The sequence below is a fragment of the Pseudomonas sp. LBUM1662 genome (assembly GCF_059695915.1).
Genome location: NZ_CP166793.1, coordinates 1091187 through 1113214, shown reverse-complemented (window position 1 = coordinate 1113214; position 22028 = coordinate 1091187). Strand labels below are relative to the sequence as shown.

The following is a 22028-nucleotide window of genomic DNA, read 5'->3' as shown; positions in this document are numbered from 1 at the left end:
CAGCCTCGTTTCACTCGACAGCTCCTACAGGCAAACACATTCCAATGTAGGAGCTGTCGAGTGAAACGAGGCTGCGATCTTTTGACCTTAAAAAATAAATGAGCCGTTTTTCAGATCTGGCGTGACAGAGAAGGAAAGCCCCCTTGATTCCACCTTCTCAGGACCGTCCTCCATGCACCCCACCCGCCTCACCCCGCTGGCCCGCACCCTGCGCCAACTCTTGCTGGGCGCCAGCCTGAGTTTCGGCGCGTTGCCGCTCGCACACGCCGCCGACGCCAAGCCGTACCACATCGCACCGTCCTCGCTGGAAAGCGCACTCAACCAGTTCGGCCGTGAAGCTGGCGTGTTGATTACCTTCGGTTCGCAAGTCACCAGCGGTGTGCAGAGTCGTGGTCTGGAAGGCAACTTCACCCCGTCGCAGGGCCTCGACGCTTTGCTCGAAGGCACCGGCCTGCAAGCACGCGCCGAGGGCGACAATGCCTTCAGCCTGCAACCGGCAGGCGACACTGCGCTGGAGCTGGACACCTCGAAAGTGGTCGGCGACTGGCTGGGTGACGCAGCGCCAATAAACGTCTTCGAGCACCCAGGCGCACGTGATGTGATTCGCCGCGAGGAGTTCGAACGCCAGGGCGCGACCCAGGCCAAGGACGTGCTCAACCGCATCCCCGGCGTGAACGCGCCGGACAACAACGGCACCGGCAGCCATGACATGGCGCTGAACTTCGGTATTCGCGGGCTCAATCCGCGTCTGGCTTCACGCTCGACGGTATTGATGGACGGCATCCCGGTGCCCTTCGCACCTTATGGTCAACCGCAGCTGTCATTCGCCCCGGTGAGCATCGGCAACATGGATGCGGTGGACGTGGTGCGTGGCGGCGGCGCGGTGCGTTACGGCCCGCAGAACGTCGGCGGCGTGGTCAACTTCGTGACTCGAGCGATTCCGGATGAGCCGACCGTGAAAGGTGGTTTCCAGACCGAGACCAGCCCGTCCTCCAGCCACGACGGTTTTAAAACCACCGGCAACTTGCTGGCCGGCGGCACCGCCGACAACGGTCTGGGCGGCGCGCTGTTATATTCCGGCACCCGCGGTGGCGACTGGCGGGAACACAGCGATACAGAAATCGACGACCTGATTCTAAAGGGCAAATACCAGCTCGATGACGCCAACAGCTTCAACGCGATGGCTCAGTATTACGAAGGCAAGGCCGACATGCCCGGCGGCTTGAATGTCGCCGATTACGACGCCGATCCGTACCAGTCGACCCGCCTGAAAGATCAGTTCTGGGGCCGCCGGACGATGTTCAACTTCGGCTATCGCTATCAGGAAGATCGCCGCGAATTCACCGCCAACACCTTCTTCACCAAAACCCTGCGCAGCGGTTATCTGGACCAAGGCACGTTCCTGTCGCTGTCACCGCGAGAGTATTGGGTGCGTGGCCTGGAAACCCGTTTCGCCCAAGGCTTCGACCTCGGCCCGACCAGCCATGAAGTCGGCGTCGGCTATCGCTACATCAACGAAGCCGGCCACGAACTGCGCTACCGCGAGCCAATCGCCAACAATACTTACCCGACCACCAACAGCCGCAATGATCGCGACACCCGTGGCGGCACCGAAGCCAATGCGTTCTTCGTCGACGACCGGATCGACATCGGCAAGTGGACACTCACGCCGGGCATTCGCTACGAGATGATCGATTCGCAGCAGACCAACAACCTGACCAACGTGAAATACAAGGGCGACTACAACACCGCGCTGCCCGCGTTGAATGTGCTCTATCACGTGACCGACACGTGGAATCTCTACGCCAACACCGAAGGCTCGTTCGGCAGCGTGCAATACAGCCAGATGCCTAACCGGGTGACCAGCGGCGAAGTCAAACCGGAAAAGGCGCGGACCTGGGAGCTGGGCACCCGTTACGACAACGGTGCGCTGAGAGCGGAAATCGGCGCGTTCCTGATCAACTTCGACAATCAGTACGAAAGTAATCAGACCAATGACTCGGTGATCGCCCGCGGCGAGACGCGTCATCAAGGGATCGAAAGCAGCATCAACTATTCGCTGGATGACTTGAGCCCGTCACTGGCCGGTTTCGATGTCTACGCCACTTACGCCTATGTGGACGCGACTATCCGCGAAGACGGACCGAACAAGGGCAATCGTGTGCCGTTCTCCTCGAAACACAAAGGCACCCTTGGCGTGGGTTACACCGAAGGCGCGTGGAAGCTGAACCTCGACAGCAGTTATCAGAGCGACCAGTTTGCCGACAACGCCAACACCTCGGCCGAAAGCGCTGACGGCAGCACGGGCAAGATTCCCGGGTACATGCTGTTCAGCAGCCGAGCGGCGTATGACTTCGGGCCGAAGTTGTCGGATTTGAATGTGGCGGTGGGGGTGAAGAACATTCTCAACCACCAGTACTTCACCCGGTCGTTTGATGACAACAACAAGGGCAAGTACGTAGGGGAACCGCGGACGGTTTATGTGCAAACGTCTGTAGCATTCTGACCAAACAGCAATTTCCGCCATAACACACCCCCTGTAGGAGCTGTCGAGTGAAACGAGGCTGCGATCTTTTGATCTTGATCTTCTTAAAAGCAAGATCAAAAGATCGCAGCCTCGTTTCACTCGACAGCTCCTACAGGGACGTGTCGTGGTTGAAATAAGGGGTGCCAAACAAGAACGGGCCTGCATCAGCAGGCCCGTTTTCAGTGGGAAGGTAAAAAGTGAATCAGGCTTCAGCCGTTTTGTGCAGCCTGTTCGTTCTCGAGAAACTCGTCCTCCAGCAGCGCATCGGCAGCGACTCGTTCGAATGGCACCACAGCGGCACGTGGTTTGCCCCGCAGTTTGCCGAACAGATGCTCAAGCGCATGTTCAAGTTTTTCCGCCGCACCGTCGATCGCTTGCTCCAGGGTGTCGGCTTTATGAGTGACAGAAATCGGTTGGTGGCCTTTTGGCCGCGCTTCCAGCTGGCAGCGCATGTCATGGGGACCTGGCTTGTCGCCATTCTCGTCCCGCAGATGAACTTCGACGCGTGTCAGGTCCTCTTCATAACGTTCGAGCGTGCTCTCAATGGTAGTACGTACCCACTCCTCCAGTCGGATGCTGCTTTGAATATGGTTATCACTGTTGACTTGGATTTGCATAGTTCATCCCTTATTTCAGCTAGCTCGCGAGAGGCACATCGGCTGGCCCTTGGGCATCATCACCGTGACCTCTTACTTACACAATCGGTCTGCGCGCAGAACATTTCAACCCCTAAAAAAAGATAAATATGGATTCGCAAAAAAAGCCGGACAACGGCCAAAAGCGCTGTTAAGGTCGGGAGTTGGGTCGCCCCTCTCTTTAGTCACAATTGCTCACATCTGCCGCTCCGCCAGTGGGTGCAGACTCCGAAAGATCCCCGCCTCCTCTACCAGCCAGTCATGCACCGCGCGCACGCCCGGATGGCTCAGCGCCCCTGGCGCATAGAGCAGCACGTAACGCTTGTGATTGGGCACCGCCAGTCCGAACGGCACGATCAACGTTCCCCGCTCCAACTCATCGTTCAGCAACGTTCGCCGCGCAATCGCCACGCCCATACCGGCAATCGCCGCTTCGATGGTCAGGTGATTGCGATTGAAGGTATGCCCGCGCCGCACGTCCGCGCCTTCGAAGCCAATGGCATTGAGGTAGAACTCCCATTCCGCATACTCGTAGCTGCCGCGCCAGGCGGTGATGTCGTGCAGCAGCGGAAAGTGCACCAGGTCCGCCGGACCGTGCAGCGGTGGTCGGCCACGCAGCAGGCTCGGGGCGCAGACCGGGAAGATCTGCTCGTCAAGCAGGGTTGTGGATAACAGTCCGGGATAACTGCCGTCATTCAGGTCGATCGCCAGATCAAAATCACCCTCGTGCAGCGGCACGCTGCTGTCCTCGGCCACCAACCGCAATTGAATGTCCGGAAAACGCTGCTGCAAACGCGGCAGGCGCGGGGTCAGCCACTTGCTCAGAAACGATGGAATCGAGCGTACCCGCAAAATTCCGCTGATCATTCCGGCGTCCAGTCGTCGCAATTCCGCATCAATGCTGCCGTAAGCCTCGTTGACCGTGATGGCCAGTCGCTGGCCCTCCGCGCTCAACTCCACACCGCGAGCACGACGGTGGAAAAGTCGAAAACCCAACCGTTCTTCCAGTTGACGGATTTGCTGACTGACCGCACCCGGCGTGATGTGCAGCTCTTCAGCGCAACGAGTGAACGACAAGTGCCGTGCGGCACAGGAAAACACGTGCAGCCAGACGTAAGTCTGGGCGTGCAATTGGCGACTCATTGTTTAGTCCTGCTAAAGGCTGTCTTAGGAAGTTTCGTTGGTCACGTAGGACCGAGGTAGGCAGTATCGCCGATATTGCGCTTGTCCTACAAAAATGGCAGCGATTTCTCTTCCATTGCTTGTATAGGCTTTAGCATGGCTATCAGTGTTTTCGATCTCTTCAAAGTCGGCATCGGTCCGTCCAGTTCCCACACCGTCGGCCCGATGCGCGCTGCGGCGACCTTTGCCCAGGCACTGATTGACCAGGATTTGCTGGGCGCCGTCCGTCGGGTAGAAATCCGTCTGTACGGCTCCCTTTCCGCCACCGGTGTCGGCCACGCCACCGACCGCGCCTGCGTCATGGGCCTGATGGGCGAATGGCCGGACAGCATCGATCCGACCACCATCGACAGCCGCATCCAGACCCTGCGCGAAACCGGCGAACTGTCTCTGGCCGGCCAAAAGACCATTGCCTTCAACTGGCAACGCGATCTCCTGCTGCTCGACGAGAGCCTGCCCTACCACCCCAACGCCATGTCTCTGACAGCCTTCGGCGAAACCGGTGAGTTATCGGAGCAAACGTACTACTCGATCGGCGGCGGTTTCATCATCGAAGCGGCGGAAGCCGAGTCGGGCATCGCACCGGCCAGCGACGTCGTGTTGCCCTACGATTTTTCCAGCGCCGCCGAACTGCTCAAGCTCTGCAACCTGCACGGTCTGCGGGTTTCCGAGTTGATGATGGCCAACGAACTGGCCTGGCGCAGCGAAGCCGAGATCCGTCAGGGCTTGCTGCATATCTGGTCGGTGATGCGCGAGTGCGTCGAGCAAGGCCTGCGTCACGAAGGCATCCTGCCCGGCGGTCTGAATGTTCCGCGCCGCGCGGCGAAATTGCACCGCAGCCTGCTGGAAATCGGCAAGCCGAATGTCATCACGTCCACGCTGTCGGCCATGGAGTGGGTGAACCTGTTCGCCCTCGCCGTGAACGAAGAAAACGCAGCGGGCGGGCGCATGGTGACGGCACCGACCAACGGCGCGGCAGGGATCATACCGGCGGTGCTGCACTACTACATGAAATTCAACCCGGACGCGTCGGACGATGACGTGGTGGCGTTCTTTTTGGGTGCGGCGGCTGTAGGCATTCTCTGCAAGAAAAACGCATCCATCTCCGGTGCCGAAGTCGGCTGCCAGGGCGAAGTCGGTTCGGCGTGCGCGATGGCCGCCGCCGGCCTGGCCGACGTACTCGGCGCCACGCCCGAGCAACTGGAAAACGCCGCTGAAATCGGCCTGGAACACAACCTCGGCCTGACCTGCGACCCGGTCGGTGGCCTGGTGCAAGTGCCGTGTATCGAACGCAATGCGATTGCCGCGGTGAAGGCGATCAACGCCACGCAAATGGCCCTGCGCGGCGACGGCAAACACTTCATTTCCCTGGACCGGGTAATCCGCACCATGCGCGATACCGGCGCCGACATGCACGACAAATACAAAGAGACTTCACGGGGCGGCCTGGCTGTCAGCTGGGTGGAGTGCTGAGGAGCATTCCCTGTCCGCCCGTAACCGTGAGCCCGAGCAAGAACAATAACGAGGCCAAACGATGACCGATGTACGTACACCTGCTGCCGATAATCCTGCTGTAGACCTGACACGCAATAGCGAAATAACCCACAAAGGCTGGAGCAAACACGACACCACCTGGATGCTCGGCCTCTATGGCACGGCCATCGGCGCCGGCACGCTGTTCCTGCCGATCAACGCCGGCGTGGGTGGCTTCTGGCCGCTGCTGATCCTGGCGGTGCTGGCGTTTCCGATGACCTACTTTGCTCACCGGGGCCTGACCCGCTTCGTGCTGTCCGGCCGCTCGGGAGACATCACCGAAGTGGTGGAAGAACACTTCGGCATCGGCGCCGGCAAACTGATCACGCTGCTGTATTTCTTTGCGATCTTCCCGATTCTGCTGGTGTACAGCGTGGCGCTGACCAACACCTTGAGCAGCTTCATGGAGCATCAATTGCACATCGCCCCGCCGCCACGGGCGATTCTGTCGCTGGTGTTGATTCTCGGCTTGATGGCGATCGTGCGTTGCGGCCTGGGCGTCATCGTCAAATGCATGAGCGTGCTGGTTTACCCGTTTGTCGCGGCGTTGCTGCTGCTCGGTGTCAGCCTGATCCCGAACTGGAACGGTGCGTTCTTCGCCACCGCCAGCGAAGGCATGCCGCTGCCGCTGTTCTTCAAGACGCTGTGGCTGGCGATCCCGGTGATGGTGTTCTCGTTCAACCATTCGCCGATCATTTCCGCGTTCGCCGTTGACCAGAAACAGCGTTACGGCGAACAGGCCGAACGCAAGAGCAGCGGCATTCTCGCCATCGCTCACGCGATGATGGTCGTCACGGTAATGTTCTTTTGCTTCAGTTGCGTGCTGGCGCTGTCCCCGGCTGACTTGGCCGCCGCCAAGGCACAGAACATCTCGATCCTGTCCTACCTGGCCAACCACTTCCAGACCCCGGTCATCGCTTATGCCGCGCCGCTGATTGCGCTGGTGGCAATCACCAAATCCTTTCTCGGCCACTACATCGGCGCCAGCGAAGGCTTTCAGGGCCTGATCGTGAAAAGCCTGCGCGGGCGTGGCCGGGTGATGTCGGCGAGCTGGCTGAACCGCCTCACCGCGCTGTTCATGATCCTCAGTTGCTGGGCCGTGGCGACCTTCAACCCGAGCATCCTGCGCATGATCGAAACCCTCGGCGGGCCGATCATTGCGTGCCTGCTGTTCCTGATGCCGATGTACGCCATCCGCCGCGTGCCAGCCTTGCGCCAGTACTCCGGGCAAGCGTCAAACGTGTTCGTGGTGTTGATCGGTTTGATTGCACTGTCTGCGATCATCTACTCATTCATGCCCTGAAACGGGCAGGCAAAAAGAAGGCGGGCCACAGAGCCCGCCTCTTTTTTGCCGTGATCATTGTTCGACAATTTTCCCGGCATGGCCCTTGCTAAGTCTTGTCTGAGGCAAAAGGACTTTTGAAACCTCAGCGAGCGGCCTGCCAATGGTCCGGTAATGCGAACCAACCCGATCATGGCCGGTCAACAACTGCACGTTCAATCAGGCGGTGACGCATCATGGACAACCCTTTTCAGCTCATTACCGATGCCTTTGCAGCAGACTATCAGATCAACCTGAGCATTCAGGGGCTGGACGGCCGCATCATGCTGACCCTCTCCAACAGTGGCCATGTGGTTGCCAAGCGGATGATCAGCGCCGAACAACGCAATGACCCCAAGCGCCTCAAGCGCCTGGTGCAAAGCATTCAGTTCGGCATCGCCATCGAACAGGGCCACAGCGCCATGTCGATCCTCGAAGCCATGACCGATGGCGACAATCGCAACCTGCCGCCACCTCAAGTCAAAGCCAAGCCCCGCCCGACCATGGGACTTTAGATTTCGCCCTTTTCGACTTCGGGATGTTCACCGGAACCCGCACCGATCTTGCGTTGCGGGTGTTCGATTTTCACCGAAGGAAATTGCGACGAAGCGTAACGCACCACCAGAATCGCAAACGCCAGCAGCAGAATCCCGCCGCAGAGGTAGATGATGCCGATGTCCGGCGGATTGTGGTGCGAGACGTTGGAGATCAGCAGACGCGTCAGCGCCGTGATCGCCACGTAGATCAGGAAGCGCACCGGCATGTGGTTGGTCTTGAAGTAGATCCCGACCATCGCCCCCAGTTCCAGGTAGATGAACAGCAGCAAGATGTCATCGATCTTGATGTGCCCTTCTTCGATCATCCCCAGAAATTCCATCACCGCCGCCCATGCGGTCACTGCACCGATGGCGAACAGCGCCAGGTAGTGGAAGGTCTCGACGAACAGATTGCCCAGGGACTCGGCCAGTTGGTGCACGTTCTGCCGCAGGTTCTCGGCCCAGTTGATTTTCACGATGATTCTTCCTTAGCTCGGTTCGAGCGGATGATGCGGGTTTGACGTGACGGTTGTTCTGCATGCAGAAAAAAGGCCAGAGGCTGTTGGGTGAGATGGCGATGGGCTGCTACTGGACACTTTTTTGGTGTCTTGACGAGCCCCTTCGCGGGCAAGCCTCGCTCCTACAGATCACATCAACCTGTAGGAGCGAGGCTTGCCCGCGAAGAGAGCGACACGGTCCACCTGACAAACCCTGATTTCGGTCTACATTAAAAAGCCACTACCCAAAGCGCAGGGATTCGCTTATCCTTTTCGCTGTATATAAATACAGTGGTCGAAACAGACAACTAATGTGAAGGCATGTGAGGTGGTGAATGGCCGTCGAAGTGGTATACCGCAGCAGCCGAGATCTGGAGCGCTTGTTCATGGATAAAGCCGAAGCTGACCGTCATGACAAAATGCTCGAACTGGCTGAATTGCTGGCTGAAGTGTTGCAGAAAGCCGTTCCGTCCCTGACCGAACAGCAAGTGGAAGAAGCCGGGATCTACATGGCGAAGAATCGCGATGTGTTCGCCAAGGCATTCAAGAGCCAGCCGGATGCTTTGTCCGAACTCTTGAACGCGCCAGCTGAAGTGGTGGAAAAGGCTGAACCGGTTGAAGTGGCTGAAACCGCTGAGCCGACCAAGCCAGCCAAAGCCGCCAAGACACCGAAGTAATCAACGCCCGAATTGAATAGGCCCTGAGTCGAATGGCTCAGGGCCTTTTTCATGTCTGCAGTAAAGGCATGGCTTCAGCGGTACAGCACTTTCTCCGCCAACTCGTCCGCCACCCGTGCAGGGGAACGTTTTTCCGCTTGGGCATGGGCGAAGACTTCGGTCAGTCGTGAGGCGATTTTCGACAGGTGCGCGGTAATCGTCGTGAGTTCTTCGCCACGGTGTTTGAGCGAAACGTAAATCAGCCCGCCGGAATTGATCACGTAGTCCGGCGCATACAAAATGCCCCGCCGCTCCAGTTGATCGGCGACTTCCAGATGGGTCAGTTGATTGTTCGCCGAACCGGCCACTGCAGAGCAGCGCAGTTGAGTGACGCTGTGGCTGTTGAGCACGCCACCGAGGCCGCAGGGCGCGAGAATGTCGCACGGCGTACTGAGCAACGCATCGTTGGCGATCGGGTGAGCGCCCAGTTGCTCCATCGCCAATTGCACCTTGCCGTGATCGATGTCGCTGACCAGCAGTTCAGCCCCGGCCGCGTGCAGCTGTTCGGCCAAGGCATAACCGACGTTGCCCAAACCTTGAATGGCCACCCGCAGGCCTTCGAGGTTATCGCTGCCCAGACGGGCCATGGCGGTGGCACGAATGCCGGTGAACACGCCCATCGCTGCGTGCGGCGCAGGGTCGCCCGCCGAGGTGGTGCTGGTGACGTGTTGGGTCTGTTGGGCGATGCAATCCATGTCCGCCACTGAAGTGCCGCTGTCGATCGCGGTGATGTAGCGCCCGTCGAGCTGATTGATGCAGCGGCCGAAGGCTTCGAACAGCGCGGCGCGGTTTTCCACATGCACCGGTCGAACAATCACCGCCACCCCGCCGCCCTGGGCCAGGCCGGCCAGTGCAGCCTTGTAGCTCATGCCCTGTGCCAGGCGAATGGCATCCTCGACCGCAGACTCGTCGCTGGGATAGGCAAGGTAACGACACCCACCCAGGGCAGGCCCCAGGCGGCTGTTATGAATGGCAATGACCGCCTTCAACCCGGTGACCGGGTCGACGCTCAGATGCAGCGATTCAAGGCGAGTGCTTTGCATGAGAGCGAACATCGTAGGGCTCCCGAATCACTTCTTGTAGTCGCCAGTATAGGCTTGCGCCCAAAAATTGCAGAAGCGCACCGGAATAAGCATCGCCGCCATGCTGGCTTTCGGACATAACCTGATACCGCATGTGTGCAGCACTGGACGAATGCCGGAGACGGGGCTAAAACGAGGCATTGCCCGGAGATTTTGATGACCCCGCGCCAACGTTTTTTTGCCTGCCTGCAACGATTACCTCCCGCGCTGTTCGAGGCGGCGTTGTGGTTGGCGGCTGAACACGACAAAGAAGTGGATCCTGACAAGGTATTGGCCGACTTCCGGGATCTGCAGCAGCGGGTCAGTTATGGCTTGCCGATGCTGCCAGTGAGCGAACTGGCCCAGCCGCTGTTGCGACGGATGAATGACCTGGGGTTCGCCCAGGACGACTTTACCCCGCTGCGTCCACAGGTGGCCTTGATCAATAAGGTGTTGGAACTGCGGCGCGGCCAGCCGCTGTCTTTGGGGTTGATAGCGCTGGAGTTGGCCAGACGTCTGGAGATCCCTTTGGTCGGGGTCAATTTCCCCGGGCACTTCCTGCTGCGGGTACCGGGCGCCGATCATCTGCTGGACCCGTGCGGCGGACGCCGCTTGTACCCCAACGATTGCCGTGAGTTGCTGCAACGCCAGTACGGCCCGAACATGAAACTCAACGCCGAGCATTTGCTGACCGCCGAACCGGTGCAGATGCTGCAACGGCTGTCACGCAACCTGCGCCAGTTGCACCTTTCCCACGATAACTACATCGGCGCGCTGATCGACGCCGAACGGGTGCTGGAACTGGGCAACGCCAACGCCGCCGATTACCTGGCCCGTGCCAGCCTCTATCAACGCCTGGACTGCCCGAACGCCGAGCGCTTCGACCTGGAGCATGCGCTGCTGCTCAGCGACGACCCGATCCAGCGGATTCGCCTGACGGAACGGCTGGGGCATCTCCCGCCCAACTCGATCGTTCATTGACCCTTGTCCTGTAGGAGCGAGGCTTGCCCGCGAACCGGGCGCCTTGGTCTGTCAGCACGACCGCGTTATCGTTCTTCGCGGGCAAGCCTCGCTCCTACGGGGACGGGATGAGGCTTTAAGGGGTGTCTGGCTGGTTGGCCGGATGGGCTTTGATGAAGGCGGGATGCGTTGCCGCCAACGCCGCCACTCGACGAATCCGCGGGTACGCTTCAAGCGAAATGTTGAACCGCTCGGCTGCGTACAGCTGTGGAATCAGGTAAACGTCCGCCAAGCCTGGCTCCGGCCCGAAGCAATAACCCTCCTCCCCAATCAACTGCTCCACCGTCGCCAGCCCCTGACCGATCCAGTGGCCGATCCACTCCACCACCTGCGGTTCATCGTGACCCAATTGCCGCAGCTTGTTGAGTACACTGACGTTGTGCAGCGGATGCACGTCGCAACCGATCACCGCCGCAACGCCACGCTCGTGAGCGCGTGCGACGAGGTCTTTGGACAGCAGCGGCACCTGTGGATAACGTTCCTCCAGGTACTCGATGATGGCCGGCGACTGAATCAGCAGTTCGCCTTCATCGGTGCGCAAGGCCGGCACCCGGCCTTGCGGGTTGATCGCCAGATACGGCGCTTGCCGATGCTCGCCACCTGGCGGCGCGATCAGGTTGACCGGCAGCGCCTGGACATCCAGGCCCTTCAGCGCCAACGCGATGCGTACCCGGTACGACGAGGTCGAACGGTAGTAGGTGTAGAGCTCCATGACCCGATCCTCTTAGCGCGCCGCGATCACTTTGCCTCGGCATTCACCGAAGCCGATGGAGGCAAAACCGTCGCGGCTGCAACGGGCGCGCAGGATGATTTCGTCGCCGTCTTCGAGGAATTTGCGCACCTCGCCCGACGCCAGCTCGATCGGCTTTTTCCCGCCCTCGGTGATTTCCAGCAGGCTGCCGAACTGACCGTTTTCCGGCCCCGACAACGTACCCGAACCGAACAGGTCACCGGCCTGCAACTGGCAACCGTTGACGCTGTGGTGCGCGACCATTTGCGCCACGGTCCAGTACATGTGTTTGGTGTTGCTGAGGGTCAGGCGATGGGCCGGCAGTTTTTGCTCGCGCAGGCCCTCGGTGAGCAGCAGCACTTCCAGCTCGATATCGAACGCGCCAGCGGCTTGATCGCGCTTGTCGAACAGGTACGGCAGCGGCTCCGGGTCGCCTTCAGGGCGCGCCGGTTGAGCACTGCGGAACGGCTCCAGCGCTTCGGCCGTCACGACCCACGGCGAGATGCTGGTGATAAAACTTTTCGACAGGAACGGCCCCAACGGCTGGTATTCCCAGGCCTGGATGTCCCGCGCCGACCAGTCGTTGAGCAGGCAGAAACCGGCAATGTGATCGGCCGCGTCGCCAATGGCGATCGAGTCGCCCATCTCGTTGCCCTGACCGATCCAGATGCCCAGTTCCAGCTCATAGTCCAGACGTGCGCACGGGCCAAAGGTCGGCTCGGTTTGACCGGCCGGCAAGGTCTGGCCTTTCGGGCGGCGGACGTCGGTGCCAGACGGGCGAATGGTCGAGGCACGACCGTGATAGCCGATCGGCACGTACTTGTAGTTAGGCAGCAATGGGTTGTCCGGGCGGAACAGTTTGCCGACGTTCTGCGCGTGCTCGATGCCGACGTAGAAGTCGGTGTAATCGTTGATTTTCGCCGGCAGGTGCATTTCGCAATTCGTCGCCAGTGGCAGCAGTTTTGCGCCTTGGGCTTCGATCTTGCCGTGCAGGGTGCTGCCTTCAGCGAACAGCTCAAGAAGACGTTCGCGCAGTGCAACGCGAGCCTCACGGCCCAGTTCGAAAAACGCATTGAGCTGGCCGCCACGGGTGGCTTCTACTGCGGTTTTTGCAAGGCCGTCGAACAGGCCGGCGTCCAGTGCAGCTTCCAGATCAAAAATGTGTTCGCCAATGGCGGCGCCACTGCGCGGTGCCGAACCCTTCACGCTGAACACGCCCATCGGCAGGTTTTGCAGCGGGAAATCAGCATGGCCGTTGGCGGAAGAAACCCAGCTGCGAGTGATGGAAGTCTGAGTCATGGGTTATCTCCGGGTCGGGTCGAAAGTGGCGGGCAGCGTGGCCCAGCAGTCATCGTAGTTGTTTTGCAGTTGCGGGCAATCGAGGGCGAAACGGCTTGGGCGCAGCACCTGGCTGGTCTCGAACATGAAGGCCATGGTGTTGTCGATTTTCGCTGGCGCCAGTTCGGCGTTGATCGCCCTGGTGCAGGTTTCGCCGTCCGGGCCATGGGCGCTCATGCAGCTGTGCAACGACGCGCCGCCGGGCACAAAACCTTCGGCCTTGGCGTCGTATTCGCCCTTGATCAGGCCCATGAATTCGTTCATCAGGTTGCGGTGGAACCACGGTGGACGGAAGGTTTTCTCGGCCACCATCCAGCGTGGCGGGAAGATCACGAAGTCCAGGTTGGCCAGACCGTGAACGCTGGTCGGCGAGGTCAGTACGGTAAAAATCGACGGATCCGGATGGTCGAAACTGACCGTGCCGATGGTGTTGAAACGGCGCAGGTCATATTTGTACGGCACGTTATTGCCGTGCCAGGCGACCACGTTCAGCGGCGAATGATCAAGCTCGCAGCCCCACAACTGGCCGAGGAATTTTTGCACCAGGGTGGTCGGTTGCTTGAGGTTTTCGTAGTGCGCGACGGGCGTCAGGAAATCCCGGGCATTGGCCAGACCGTTGCTGCCGATCGGCCCCAGGTCCGGCAGGCGCAGTGGCGCGCCGTGGTTCTCGGCGATGTAGCCGCGCGCTTGCGGGTCGAGCAGTTCGACGCGGAATTTCAGACCGCGCGGCAGCACGGCGATTTCCAGCGGTTCCAGTTCCAGTACGCCCAATTCGGTGGCGATGCGCAGGCGACCCTGTTCTGGCACCAGCAACAATTCACCGTCGGCATTGAAAAACACGCGCTCCATGGAGCGGTTGGCGCGGTAGCTGTAGATGCTGATCCCGGCCGGTTTGTCCGGGCCCGAGTTGGCGGCCATGCTGACCAGCCCGTCGATGAAGTCGGTCGGCTCGCTCGGAATGTCCAACGGGTTCCAGCGCAGGCGATTGGGGGTCACTTCACCCAACGGGCCGCCGGCCAGTTGCCGATCCAGTTTGACGAACGCCGGGTGATTGGCCGACGGCTGAATCCTGTACATCCAGGTGCGCCGCGCTTCGGCGCGAGCCATGGTGAACGCGGTACCGGAGAACAGTTCGGTGTAGAGGCCGTAGGGGGCTTTTTGCGGGGAGTTCTGGCCGACGGGCAGTGCGCCGGGCAACGCTTCGCTGCTGAATTCGTTGCCGAAGCCTGACTGATAAGCCAGCGCTGGCGCCGTTGAATCGAGGTTCATGGAGCCTCCTGAACAGGGAGTAGGCAATGGCCTGTCGCTCCGCTTGAGAGGTCTGGGCACGCCCGGGTTATTTTTATCGTAATTCGATTACGCATAACGTAATTTGATTGGTATTGACCGTCAAGCTATAAAGACGCCCATTCGTCCCGGGATCAGACCGCCTTCATGGAAACGCCGCGCAACAACGACAAACAGAAAGTCCGCTCGGCCGAGGTCGGCACCGACATCCTCAAGGCCCTGGCCGAGTTGTCGCCCTCGACCTCGCTGTCGCGCCTGGCCGAACACGTGCAGATGCCGGCGAGCAAGGTTCATCGTTATTTGCAGGCGCTGATCGCCAGCGGTTTTGCCGAGCAAAACGCAGCGACCAACCACTACGGTCTGGGCCGCGAAGCCTTGCGCGTCGGCCTTGCCGCACTCAACAGTATGGACGTGCTGAAAGTCGCTGCTCTGCCCCTGGCCGAGTTGCGCGATGAACTGAATGAAACCTGCTTTTTAGCGGTATGGGGCAATCAGGGCGCGACCGTGGTGCACATCGAACCGGCGGTGCGAGCGGTGACGGTGGTGACGCAATTGGGTTCGGTATTGCCGTTGCTCAGCTCGTCCACTGGCCTGGTGTTTGGCGCGTATCTACCGAAGCGCGAAACCGTGGACCTGCGCGATCAGGAACTGCAAAACGCCACTGACCACATCTTGGCGGACGATCAGGCCTATGCGGCCTTGTGCGAACAGATCCGCGAGCGCGGCCTGCATCATGTGCATGGTTTGCTCATGCCGGGGGTGGACGCCTTGTCTGCACCGGTGTTCAACGCGGTAGGGAATGTGGCGGCGGTCATGACCATTGTCGGCCCGACCTCGTTATTTCACGCCGACGAAAACGGCCCGGCGGCGCAGCGATTGCTGGCGGCGACGCGGGCCGTGAGCTGGCGGATGGGTCATGAGCCCGTCCGCGCAGCGAATCCGATCAACGATTAATCAGCAGGGTTAACGGACGATGGTTTTGCTGCCCCGTGCCTGGGTGTCAGCCAATACATCCTGAACAATTTGCAGCAGTACCTTGTGCGGAACCTCTTGCCCAATGGCTGCCGAAACCAGGCCTGCAACTGTCTTCGCATCACCCGCGAGCTCGATCAGCGTTTTTTGCGCGGCGGTAATTGCGCCCTTGCCCAGCTCTTTGTATTTGCCATAGCCCAACGAGGCCAGATCAATCAATGCGTCCTTGAAATGGGTGATGGCTTTGTTTTTGTCCCCATCGTGATAGGCCTGCGCACCTTCAAGAATGTTTTTGGTGATTTGTATCCCGGCGACCGCGAGCCCTAGAGGAGGAATAACCAGGCTGATGACCTGTGCTGCAGTGATGACAGCGTTGTACGTCAAGCCCGCAATGATCTCGGCCAGACTGGTCGTCTGCGCGTCCACATCCCTGATGACGCGCCAGACCATGGCGTCGTAAGACCTGACAAAGTTTCGGACCCGACTGTCGTGCTCCAATGCAGGCGGTGGCAGGCTACGCGTCGAGGCCTCAAGCCCATCAAAGTAATTGCTGACCGCCAGCCGATCGGTGAAGTGAACACGCGTAGAGTAGTACTCCCTCAACCCCTTGATACGAACCGACGCATCAAAATGACTGAACGGGCGAAACCATAAACCGTCTGGAGCTTGCGGGGTATACAACCAATCCTCGTTTTTCCCCGCGGTCATGAGCCGGAATACATAGACCCCCTCCACCGGGCGACGCCGACCAAGATGAAGCTGGTAAACACTGTTTTCCATCGCGGGATAATCACCCAGCGGAGGGCTAGTCTGCGCACGCTCCAGCGAACTTGTTAAATTCAAAAGACCATTGAGTTGCGCGTAGGTCATTCGCTGTTGAAAGTATTCTGACAGCGCGGCCCGGTTCATTTCCGCCAGCTGACGCTGTTGATGGACACCGCGCCTGAACGCGTAACTCAACTCGGAGGAATCCAGATAAACCGAGCGCAGCATATCGATATATTGCTCACCTGGACGTAACACCTTGGACCACGAAGACAACTCGTATATGTCCAGTTTCTTGAATTCAGGTTGCCCCGCCGCCAGGCTGAATCTTGGGTAGTACGAAGGTTTCGCATCGCCTTCATTTTTGGCGTCGAAAACACGCTCATTGACAATAACGGAAGTGAGTGACAATTTTTCCGAAGGACTTAACTCGATAATGATTAAATCCGGATCAACTGAGACATGTTCCCCTCGAGATTTCAGCACCTGCTCGACTTGGTACTTAATCAAGTCATACGCAAACTGATGATACGAGATCAACGTATGATCCCGCGCCTCAACGGTATACAACGCCTTGAGTTCAGTATTGAGTCGAGCAAACTGCTCGCGCCAGAAAACAGGCGCATTCCGATAATTTGCCGAAGCCAATTCGTTCGCTTCAATGTTGTCTCGACGAATTCTTTCAGACACCACACCAAACAGAGGTTGCCCCGCTTTTGGCGCGATAAACTCAAGTAGTTTTACATCGTCATTTTTCCAGAAGCGTTTATTCGCCGCGAGTTCTCGAAAAAACAAGTGAGCCGAATCCCGATAACGGCTATCAACTTGATCATCGATAAAATCCGAAGACTTGCTGGCCCAATCACCGACGGCGTTGCCCATCTCGACGATGCTTTCAAAGCTGTGCCAGACCTTCTCATCGGGAGCGCCGGGCGCATACAGGATGTTGCGCCCCTGCGGATTCCCTCTATCGCTGATGACAAACAGATCTTTCATTGCCGCTCCCGTGCCCGGCAACACCACACCACGGACAAACAAGGCCGGATCACCCGCCAGGTATCGCAGCACCCAACGGTCGTCCAGACGTTCGTAAACACGCTCGACACTCGCGCAAAATAGAGTGAACTCTATCTGTCTGGCCAAATGCTCTTGCATCGCTTCATTGATCGCCCCGGTTGCATCGGTCGTCATCATCACGGCGAAGTCAGAACGAATGTCGACCGAGGCAAGCCATTGTTGGAGGCTAGCGCTGGTAAGCCCCGGGAAAACCGGACCTGTAAAACTCAATTCTTGAAGCGTCTTAATTTGCAGACCAAAGATCGCGAACTCGGTCAGCGATCTTTTATCCTCTTGAATTATCTGCTTGTCAGCAACGCGCAGCGTATGTCGGGACGTCACGATAATCTGGTCGGGTTCACATTCGACACCTGCGGCGCTGCGTGCCCATGAACGGGCACGGTTCAGTGCATAAGCCTTTAGAGAAGCGCGTGGGCCCAACGCTTCATTCAGACTCTTTTCACTTTCAACCAACGCTGCTTCAAGCCCCAGAAAATGCTGAACGTTTTGCGCGGAAAAACTCTGACGCCAGTAATCCAATCGCCTATCTCGCTTACTAGGCACACTGTTATTAAAACTCACCAAATCATCCTTGTTGATAACATCAATGGCACTATGCCAATTGCTCTACCAACAAACACTAACGCTCATCTTCCAAGATAAAAACATCAAACTTTTTTCCACATATTAATCAAGCCTCACCGCACAACCCGACTACATCCAACACACGTTTAATCGCAATAAAAAAGCAAAAGCGCCGTAACAAACCAACACCCGACTTTAATCCAGCAAACCCAGTCGCTTGGCCTTTGCAACGGCCTGAGTTCTGCGTTCGACACCTAACTTTCCATGAATACGTCGAGCATGAGTTTTAACCGTATGTAACGAGATAAACAACTGCTCTGCAATCTGTTGATTGGAATTACCCATGGCAATTAACTTCAGTACTTCAGACTCACGCTGACTGAGTGGATTAATTTCACTGACCACTGTGCTGTTTTCAGTGAAACTTTCGGCAATACCCAGCGACGACAGTAACCCCGGCTGACGCAGTTGTAATTCACCAAGTGCCTGGCGCAGCCCACAGCGCTCGGCGAGGTTCAAGCCGTTGCGCAAGAACTCCCTGGCGCCAGCCATATCCCCCTTCAACCAGGCTCCTTCAGAGCTTGCGAACAGCAGTTCAACCTCCAGTGTCGGCATGGCGGCCCTCTGGGACTGCTCAAGCATTTGTTCAAATGGGCTCATCGGGTCGTCGACCTGGTGTAGATAAACTTGCGCCAGCACCAGTAAATATTCGATCCGTGCAATCAACATCAATGTGGCGGGAGGTGCTTGCCGCGCATGCGGACCACGATAGTGACGCAGCACTCGAGTGAGTGCTTCGCAGGCCAGTTCGGGACGGCCTTGCTGCAACCAGAAATGACTGCTGATTTGCAACAGCACGCCGCGGTAAACGGTGTCAGGACTCTGTCGCTGCTGCATCAGCCGCTCAGCGTCGCGTAGATGAGCAAACGCCAGGTCATAATCACGCTGATTGGCCGCCAGTTGCGCCAGGCCAAGAAAGCCATACAAAACCCGCTTGTCGTGGTTGCGCAGGCAAATCCGCAAGCCACTTTCAAACAACTCGGCCGCCTGCGCATCCCGCCCCTGAGACAGATTCAAACGGCCACGCTGCAACGCCAAGCGTCCGAGCAAAGGTTCGGCATTGCGCTGCTGCCTGGTAAACATGAGGTGAACATTGGCGAGCAAGTGTTCGGCACGTTGGAGAGCACCACGCTGCTCCAGCAATTGCGCATGATCGAGCTCCAGCAGGCCTTCGAAAACCAGCGAGCCTTGTGCACGCGCCAGGCATAAAGCTTCACGATTCATCGCCTGAGCGACATCCAGCTCGCCCCGCAGCAAGGCCTGTTGAGTCAACCCCGACAAGCACATCACGCGCACAGTCCAGAGCTCGGGGCCGAGGTCATTCAGCGCATCGAGAAAATGCGCGCGTGAGCCCTCTGTGCGCCCCTGCAGATGCAACAGCCAACCCTGCTGCGCCTGCCACCGCGCGATCAGTTGCCGTTGCAGAATCGCCGACGGCTGCGGGGTGAATCGTGATAACTGCTCGATGCAATCCCCGGCCTGTTCAAATCGCCCGGCAAACAGCGACGCCGCCGTGATCAACCCGACCAGTTGCGGCGAACCGAACATGAGTGCTTCGCCTTGTTGCTCGTACAACCGCAACAACAGCACCACCGTCTGCTCCTCGAACAAATGCTCGAAACTGAAATGCTGCAACAGGCTGACCGCGACCTCGAATTCTTCGGCCAGCAAGGCCTGCTCGAACGCAGCTTTCCAGTCCAGTTCGGCGGCGAACCACTGGCAGGCGCGGCGATGCCAGGAACGCCCGGCCGGCCATTGTTCATCGCGCATCAATTGCGTGAGGGGAGGGAAGATCTGCAGCCAGTCGACCGAGTCCTGCCAGGGTTCGATAAAGCAACCCAGGTCCTGCAACGTCTTCAGGCATTGCGCGCCCTCCCCCGCGCCAAACAGGTGATCGCACAGCCGTGCATTGAAGCGTGGCAAATGCGCGAGCACCCGCCAGGCTTCCGTCAACTCCGGGGTCAGGCTGGTGAACAGTTCGTGTTCGAGGTAATCGAGCAACGTGTCCGGTCGGTTGTGATGCGGATCGTTGCGCGACCAGTCGCATTTTTGCAGCAGCGCAACGCGTACTCCGGCACACCAACCTCCGCTGCGCTGGATAATCTTGCTGGCGGCGGTGCTGGCATCGGCCGGTGTCAGGTGATGCAACAGCGAGGCGATTTCAACTTGATTGAAGGCCAGCGTGGCGCGCTCACATTCGTACAATTCGTCATCGAGCAGCAAGCGCGGCCAGTTGCATTGCGGGCGACGACGGGCGCCCAGCCACCAGGTCAGCATCGGGCTGCTGACGGCCAGCATGCGATCCAGCAGGTGATCGAGTTCCGGGTTCGGAACGCGACAGTAGTCATCAAGAAACAACCAGGTCGGCGCCTGCAATCGAGCCAGCGCGCCGAGCATCGCCGACTCTTCCGACGAAGCCAACCCCAGTGCATCTGCCACACGCTGACGAAAATCCGCCGCGCTCATCGCCACCCCAGACAACGGCAACCAGCCCACCCGGCAATGTGGCGGCGCTTGCAACAGGCAGTCGGCGAGCAGCGCGGTCTTGCCGCTGCCGGCCGGTGCGCAGAGTAATTTCACCCGCGACGTGGAAGCCAGCAAGGGCTCGGTCAATCGATCACGCGACAGGTGATGAGAGGACAGACGGGGCAGGAATCCAGAACGGTCAAGACACGGGGTCATGGCGGTCATTGCGGCGTGCCTATTTATAATTGTCCGGCAACCCTAGCCCTCTCCAACCCGCTTGTTTAGAAGTATTCAGGACGCTGATTGACACCCATAAAAAAGGCGACCAAGCGGTCGCCTTTTGTACTGTCGATGTATCAAAACCCTTACCGAACACCCTCGGCACGCAGCGCCGATGGCGTGTAGTCCGCCGCCTTGGCTTCGAAGCCGAATTCAAAACTGTGCTTCTCCTCGTTCTTCATCCCCAGCGCAATGTAGCGACCGGCAATGATGTCGTAGAGCGCTTCCAGGGTGTATGCCTGGGTCTGGTGATCGTAGTAGTACTGGGCGTGCCCCTCGGCCACTCGCCACAGCTGACCGCGACCGTCGTAGTGATCCGCCAGCGCTACCTGCCAGCTGTCTTCGTCGATGTACATGTGGCGCTTGGCGTAGATGTGCCGCTCGCTCGGCTTGACCGTGCCGATCACTTCCCAGACGCGGTGCAGTTCATAGCGGGTCAGGTCCTGGTTGATGTGGCCGGCCTTGACGATGTCGTCGTATTTGAGGCTCGGCGAGTCGAGTTTGTAGCTGTTGTAGGGGATGTACATTTCCTTCTTGCCGACCAGTTTCCAGTCGTAGCGATCCGGCGCGCCGGAAAACATGTCGAAGTTATCGGACGTGCGCAAGCCATCGGCGGCGGTGCCCGGCCCGTCGTAGGCCACTTGCGGCGCGCGACGCACACGGCGTTGGCCGGCGTTGTAGATCCACGCCAGGCGCGGTTCTTTCACCTGATCGAGGGTTTCGTGCACCAGCAGCACGTTACCCGCCAGACGCGCTGGCGCCGTGACCGACTGCTTGAAAAAGGTCAGCACGTTGGCGGCTTTTTCCGGGTCCAGGTCCTTCATCAATTGCGGGACGGCGATCTCTTCTTCGAAGCGGATCGGCGTGTAGCTGCCGTTGGTCTGCGGCGTCACCTGGGTGATGATGCGGCGCAGGTTGCCACCGTGATAACGGGTGATGTGGTTCCACAACACCTCCACGCCGTTCTTCGGAATCGGGAACGCGTAGTAGCGGTTGCCGGTGAAATTCGCCAGGCCGTTACCCTCGTTGATGCTGTTCACGTTGAGCGCGCTGCGTTTGGCCGATTCGTAGATTTCCGGTGGCACAGCCACGGTGCGGTGAGTCGGGTAGACCGGGATCTTGTAGGTTTCCGGGTAGCGCTTGAACATCGCCACCTGGCCTTCCGAGAGCTTGTCCTTGTACTTGTCGACGTTGGCCGGGGTGATCACGAACAGCGGTTTTTCGCTGGCGAACGGGTCAGCCAGGAAGCCTTTGCTGTCCACCGCGCCGGCGTTTTTCGGGATGCCACCGGTCCACGCAGGAATCGAACCATCCGCGTTACCGGCCTTCTCGGCGCCGAGCGGCGTGAGGCTGGTGCCGAGTTTGTTCGCTTCGTCAGGCGACACCGCCGCCATCACGTTGGCCGCCAGCAGGCTCAGGGCCAGGACGCCGCATTGCAGAATCATATTGCGCATCAAATTCA

At 59.0% G+C, this 22028-nt stretch carries 16 protein-coding genes and 1 pseudogene; 7 read left to right on the top strand and 10 right to left on the bottom strand.

The window, feature by feature from the left end:
• Window positions 1–172: 172 nt before the first annotated feature.
• On the top strand, window positions 173–2506 hold the full coding sequence (gene fecA, locus ACA049_RS04820; RefSeq protein ID WP_497333535.1) for a TonB-dependent Fe(3+) dicitrate receptor FecA: 2334 nt from the start codon (window positions 173–175) through the stop codon (window positions 2504–2506).
• Between the two features lie 230 nt (window positions 2507–2736).
• Here fecA and ACA049_RS04815 read toward each other — a convergent pair whose 3' ends face one another.
• Window positions 2737–3144 (bottom strand): HPF/RaiA family ribosome-associated protein, encoded by a 408-nt coding sequence (locus ACA049_RS04815; protein ID WP_054049780.1) that lies wholly within the window; start codon window positions 3142–3144, stop codon window positions 2737–2739.
• A gap of 213 nt (window positions 3145–3357) precedes the next feature.
• Window positions 3358–4305 (bottom strand): LysR substrate-binding domain-containing protein, encoded by a 948-nt coding sequence (locus ACA049_RS04810; protein ID WP_083374999.1) that lies wholly within the window; start codon window positions 4303–4305, stop codon window positions 3358–3360.
• A gap of 135 nt (window positions 4306–4440) precedes the next feature.
• On the opposite strand from ACA049_RS04810, the gene ACA049_RS04805 reads away from it, so the two are divergent.
• The 3 genes from ACA049_RS04805 to ACA049_RS04795 all read left to right on the top strand — a co-directional run bounded on the left by ACA049_RS04805 (window position 4441) and on the right by ACA049_RS04795 (window position 7713).
• Window positions 4441–5817 carry an L-serine ammonia-lyase gene (locus ACA049_RS04805; RefSeq protein ID WP_497333532.1) on the top strand — a complete coding sequence of 459 codons (1377 nt, stop codon included), beginning with the start codon at window positions 4441–4443 and terminating at the stop codon, window positions 5815–5817.
• A 61-nt stretch (window positions 5818–5878) separates the two neighbouring features.
• Complete coding sequence (locus tag ACA049_RS04800) at window positions 5879–7180, top strand: HAAAP family serine/threonine permease (protein ID WP_497333530.1); 1302 nt, start codon at window positions 5879–5881, stop codon at window positions 7178–7180.
• 215 nt (window positions 7181–7395) lie between these two features.
• Window positions 7396–7713 carry a DUF3509 domain-containing protein gene (locus ACA049_RS04795; protein WP_109628040.1) on the top strand — a complete coding sequence of 106 codons (318 nt, stop codon included), beginning with the start codon at window positions 7396–7398 and terminating at the stop codon, window positions 7711–7713.
• On the opposite strand, the gene ACA049_RS04790 is transcribed toward ACA049_RS04795, so the two are convergent.
• Window positions 7710–8210, bottom strand: a complete 501-nt coding sequence (locus tag ACA049_RS04790) for a phosphate-starvation-inducible protein PsiE (RefSeq protein ID WP_283183010.1) — start codon at window positions 8208–8210, stop codon at window positions 7710–7712. The two genes, ACA049_RS04795 and ACA049_RS04790, sit on opposite strands and share 4 nt — an antisense overlap.
• Window positions 8211–8566: 356 nt before the next feature.
• On the opposite strand from ACA049_RS04790, the pseudogene ACA049_RS04785 reads away from it, so the two are divergent.
• Window positions 8567–8821: pseudogene (locus ACA049_RS04785) on the top strand (YebG family protein); the annotation flags it as partial.
• A gap of 161 nt (window positions 8822–8982) precedes the next feature.
• Here the strand turns inward: ACA049_RS04785 and ACA049_RS04780 are convergent.
• On the bottom strand, window positions 8983–10002 hold the full coding sequence (locus ACA049_RS04780; RefSeq protein ID WP_219095759.1) for a Glu/Leu/Phe/Val dehydrogenase family protein: 1020 nt from the start codon (window positions 10000–10002) through the stop codon (window positions 8983–8985).
• A 183-nt stretch (window positions 10003–10185) separates the two neighbouring features.
• Here ACA049_RS04780 and ACA049_RS04775 point away from each other — a divergent pair, with 183 nt between their 5' ends.
• Window positions 10186–10989: a SirB1 family protein gene (locus ACA049_RS04775; protein ID WP_497333528.1), complete on the top strand. Its 804-nt coding sequence runs from the start codon at window positions 10186–10188 to the stop codon at window positions 10987–10989.
• Between the two features lie 115 nt (window positions 10990–11104).
• Here ACA049_RS04775 and maiA read toward each other — a convergent pair whose 3' ends face one another.
• The 3 genes from maiA to hmgA are packed head-to-tail and all read right to left on the bottom strand — an operon-like array spanning window position 11105 to window position 14365.
• Complete coding sequence (gene maiA, locus ACA049_RS04770; RefSeq protein WP_497333526.1) at window positions 11105–11740, bottom strand: maleylacetoacetate isomerase; 636 nt, start codon at window positions 11738–11740, stop codon at window positions 11105–11107.
• A gap of 12 nt (window positions 11741–11752) precedes the next feature.
• Entirely contained in the window at window positions 11753–13057 is a 1305-nt protein-coding gene (gene fahA, locus ACA049_RS04765; RefSeq protein WP_497333524.1) for a fumarylacetoacetase, read from the bottom strand.
• A gap of 3 nt (window positions 13058–13060) precedes the next feature.
• A complete protein-coding gene (hmgA, locus tag ACA049_RS04760; RefSeq protein ID WP_497333522.1) occupies window positions 13061–14365 on the bottom strand; it encodes a homogentisate 1,2-dioxygenase in 1305 nt (434 codons plus the stop codon).
• Window positions 14366–14530: 165 nt separating this feature from the next.
• On the opposite strand from hmgA, the gene ACA049_RS04755 reads away from it, so the two are divergent.
• Window positions 14531–15337 carry an IclR family transcriptional regulator gene (locus ACA049_RS04755; RefSeq protein ID WP_497333520.1) on the top strand — a complete coding sequence of 269 codons (807 nt, stop codon included), beginning with the start codon at window positions 14531–14533 and terminating at the stop codon, window positions 15335–15337.
• A gap of 9 nt (window positions 15338–15346) precedes the next feature.
• Here the strand turns inward: ACA049_RS04755 and ACA049_RS04750 are convergent, their stop codons facing one another.
• The 3 genes from ACA049_RS04750 to ACA049_RS04740 form a co-directional block, all read right to left on the bottom strand.
• Complete coding sequence (locus ACA049_RS04750; RefSeq protein WP_497333518.1) at window positions 15347–17716, bottom strand: hypothetical protein; 2370 nt, start codon at window positions 17714–17716, stop codon at window positions 15347–15349.
• Window positions 17717–17956: 240 nt separating this feature from the next.
• Window positions 17957–20512, bottom strand: coding sequence for a LuxR C-terminal-related transcriptional regulator (locus ACA049_RS04745; RefSeq protein WP_497333516.1), 2556 nt, complete (start codon window positions 20510–20512; stop codon window positions 17957–17959).
• Between the two features lie 140 nt (window positions 20513–20652).
• The gene (locus ACA049_RS04740; protein WP_497333514.1) at window positions 20653–22020 is read right to left on the bottom strand and encodes a DUF1329 domain-containing protein; all 1368 of its coding nucleotides are present in this window, start codon (window positions 22018–22020) and stop codon (window positions 20653–20655) included.
• Window positions 22021–22028 lie beyond the last annotated feature (8 nt).

Excerpts from the sequence above, each read along its gene's own strand:
- ACA049_RS04800 (WP_497333530.1), top strand. The coding sequence starts at position 5,879 with ATGACCGATGTACGTACACCTGCTGCCGATAATCCTGCTGTAGACCTG.
- ACA049_RS04745 (WP_497333516.1), bottom strand. The coding sequence starts at position 20,512 with ATGACCGCCATGACCCCGTGTCTTGACCGTTCTGGATTCCTGCCCCGT.
- ACA049_RS04780 (WP_219095759.1), bottom strand. The coding sequence starts at position 10,002 with ATGTTCGCTCTCATGCAAAGCACTCGCCTTGAATCGCTGCATCTGAGC.
- ACA049_RS04810 (WP_083374999.1), bottom strand. The coding sequence starts at position 4,305 with ATGAGTCGCCAATTGCACGCCCAGACTTACGTCTGGCTGCACGTGTTT.
- ACA049_RS04805 (WP_497333532.1), top strand. The coding sequence starts at position 4,441 with ATGGCTATCAGTGTTTTCGATCTCTTCAAAGTCGGCATCGGTCCGTCC.
- ACA049_RS04740 (WP_497333514.1), bottom strand. The coding sequence starts at position 22,020 with ATGCGCAATATGATTCTGCAATGCGGCGTCCTGGCCCTGAGCCTGCTG.
- ACA049_RS04795 (WP_109628040.1), top strand. The coding sequence starts at position 7,396 with ATGGACAACCCTTTTCAGCTCATTACCGATGCCTTTGCAGCAGACTAT.
- ACA049_RS04755 (WP_497333520.1), top strand. The coding sequence starts at position 14,531 with ATGGAAACGCCGCGCAACAACGACAAACAGAAAGTCCGCTCGGCCGAG.
- fecA (WP_497333535.1), top strand. The coding sequence starts at position 173 with ATGCACCCCACCCGCCTCACCCCGCTGGCCCGCACCCTGCGCCAACTC.
- ACA049_RS04815 (WP_054049780.1), bottom strand. The coding sequence starts at position 3,144 with ATGCAAATCCAAGTCAACAGTGATAACCATATTCAAAGCAGCATCCGA.
- ACA049_RS04775 (WP_497333528.1), top strand. The coding sequence starts at position 10,186 with ATGACCCCGCGCCAACGTTTTTTTGCCTGCCTGCAACGATTACCTCCC.
- maiA (WP_497333526.1), bottom strand. The coding sequence starts at position 11,740 with ATGGAGCTCTACACCTACTACCGTTCGACCTCGTCGTACCGGGTACGC.
- hmgA (WP_497333522.1), bottom strand. The coding sequence starts at position 14,365 with ATGAACCTCGATTCAACGGCGCCAGCGCTGGCTTATCAGTCAGGCTTC.
- fahA (WP_497333524.1), bottom strand. The coding sequence starts at position 13,057 with ATGACTCAGACTTCCATCACTCGCAGCTGGGTTTCTTCCGCCAACGGC.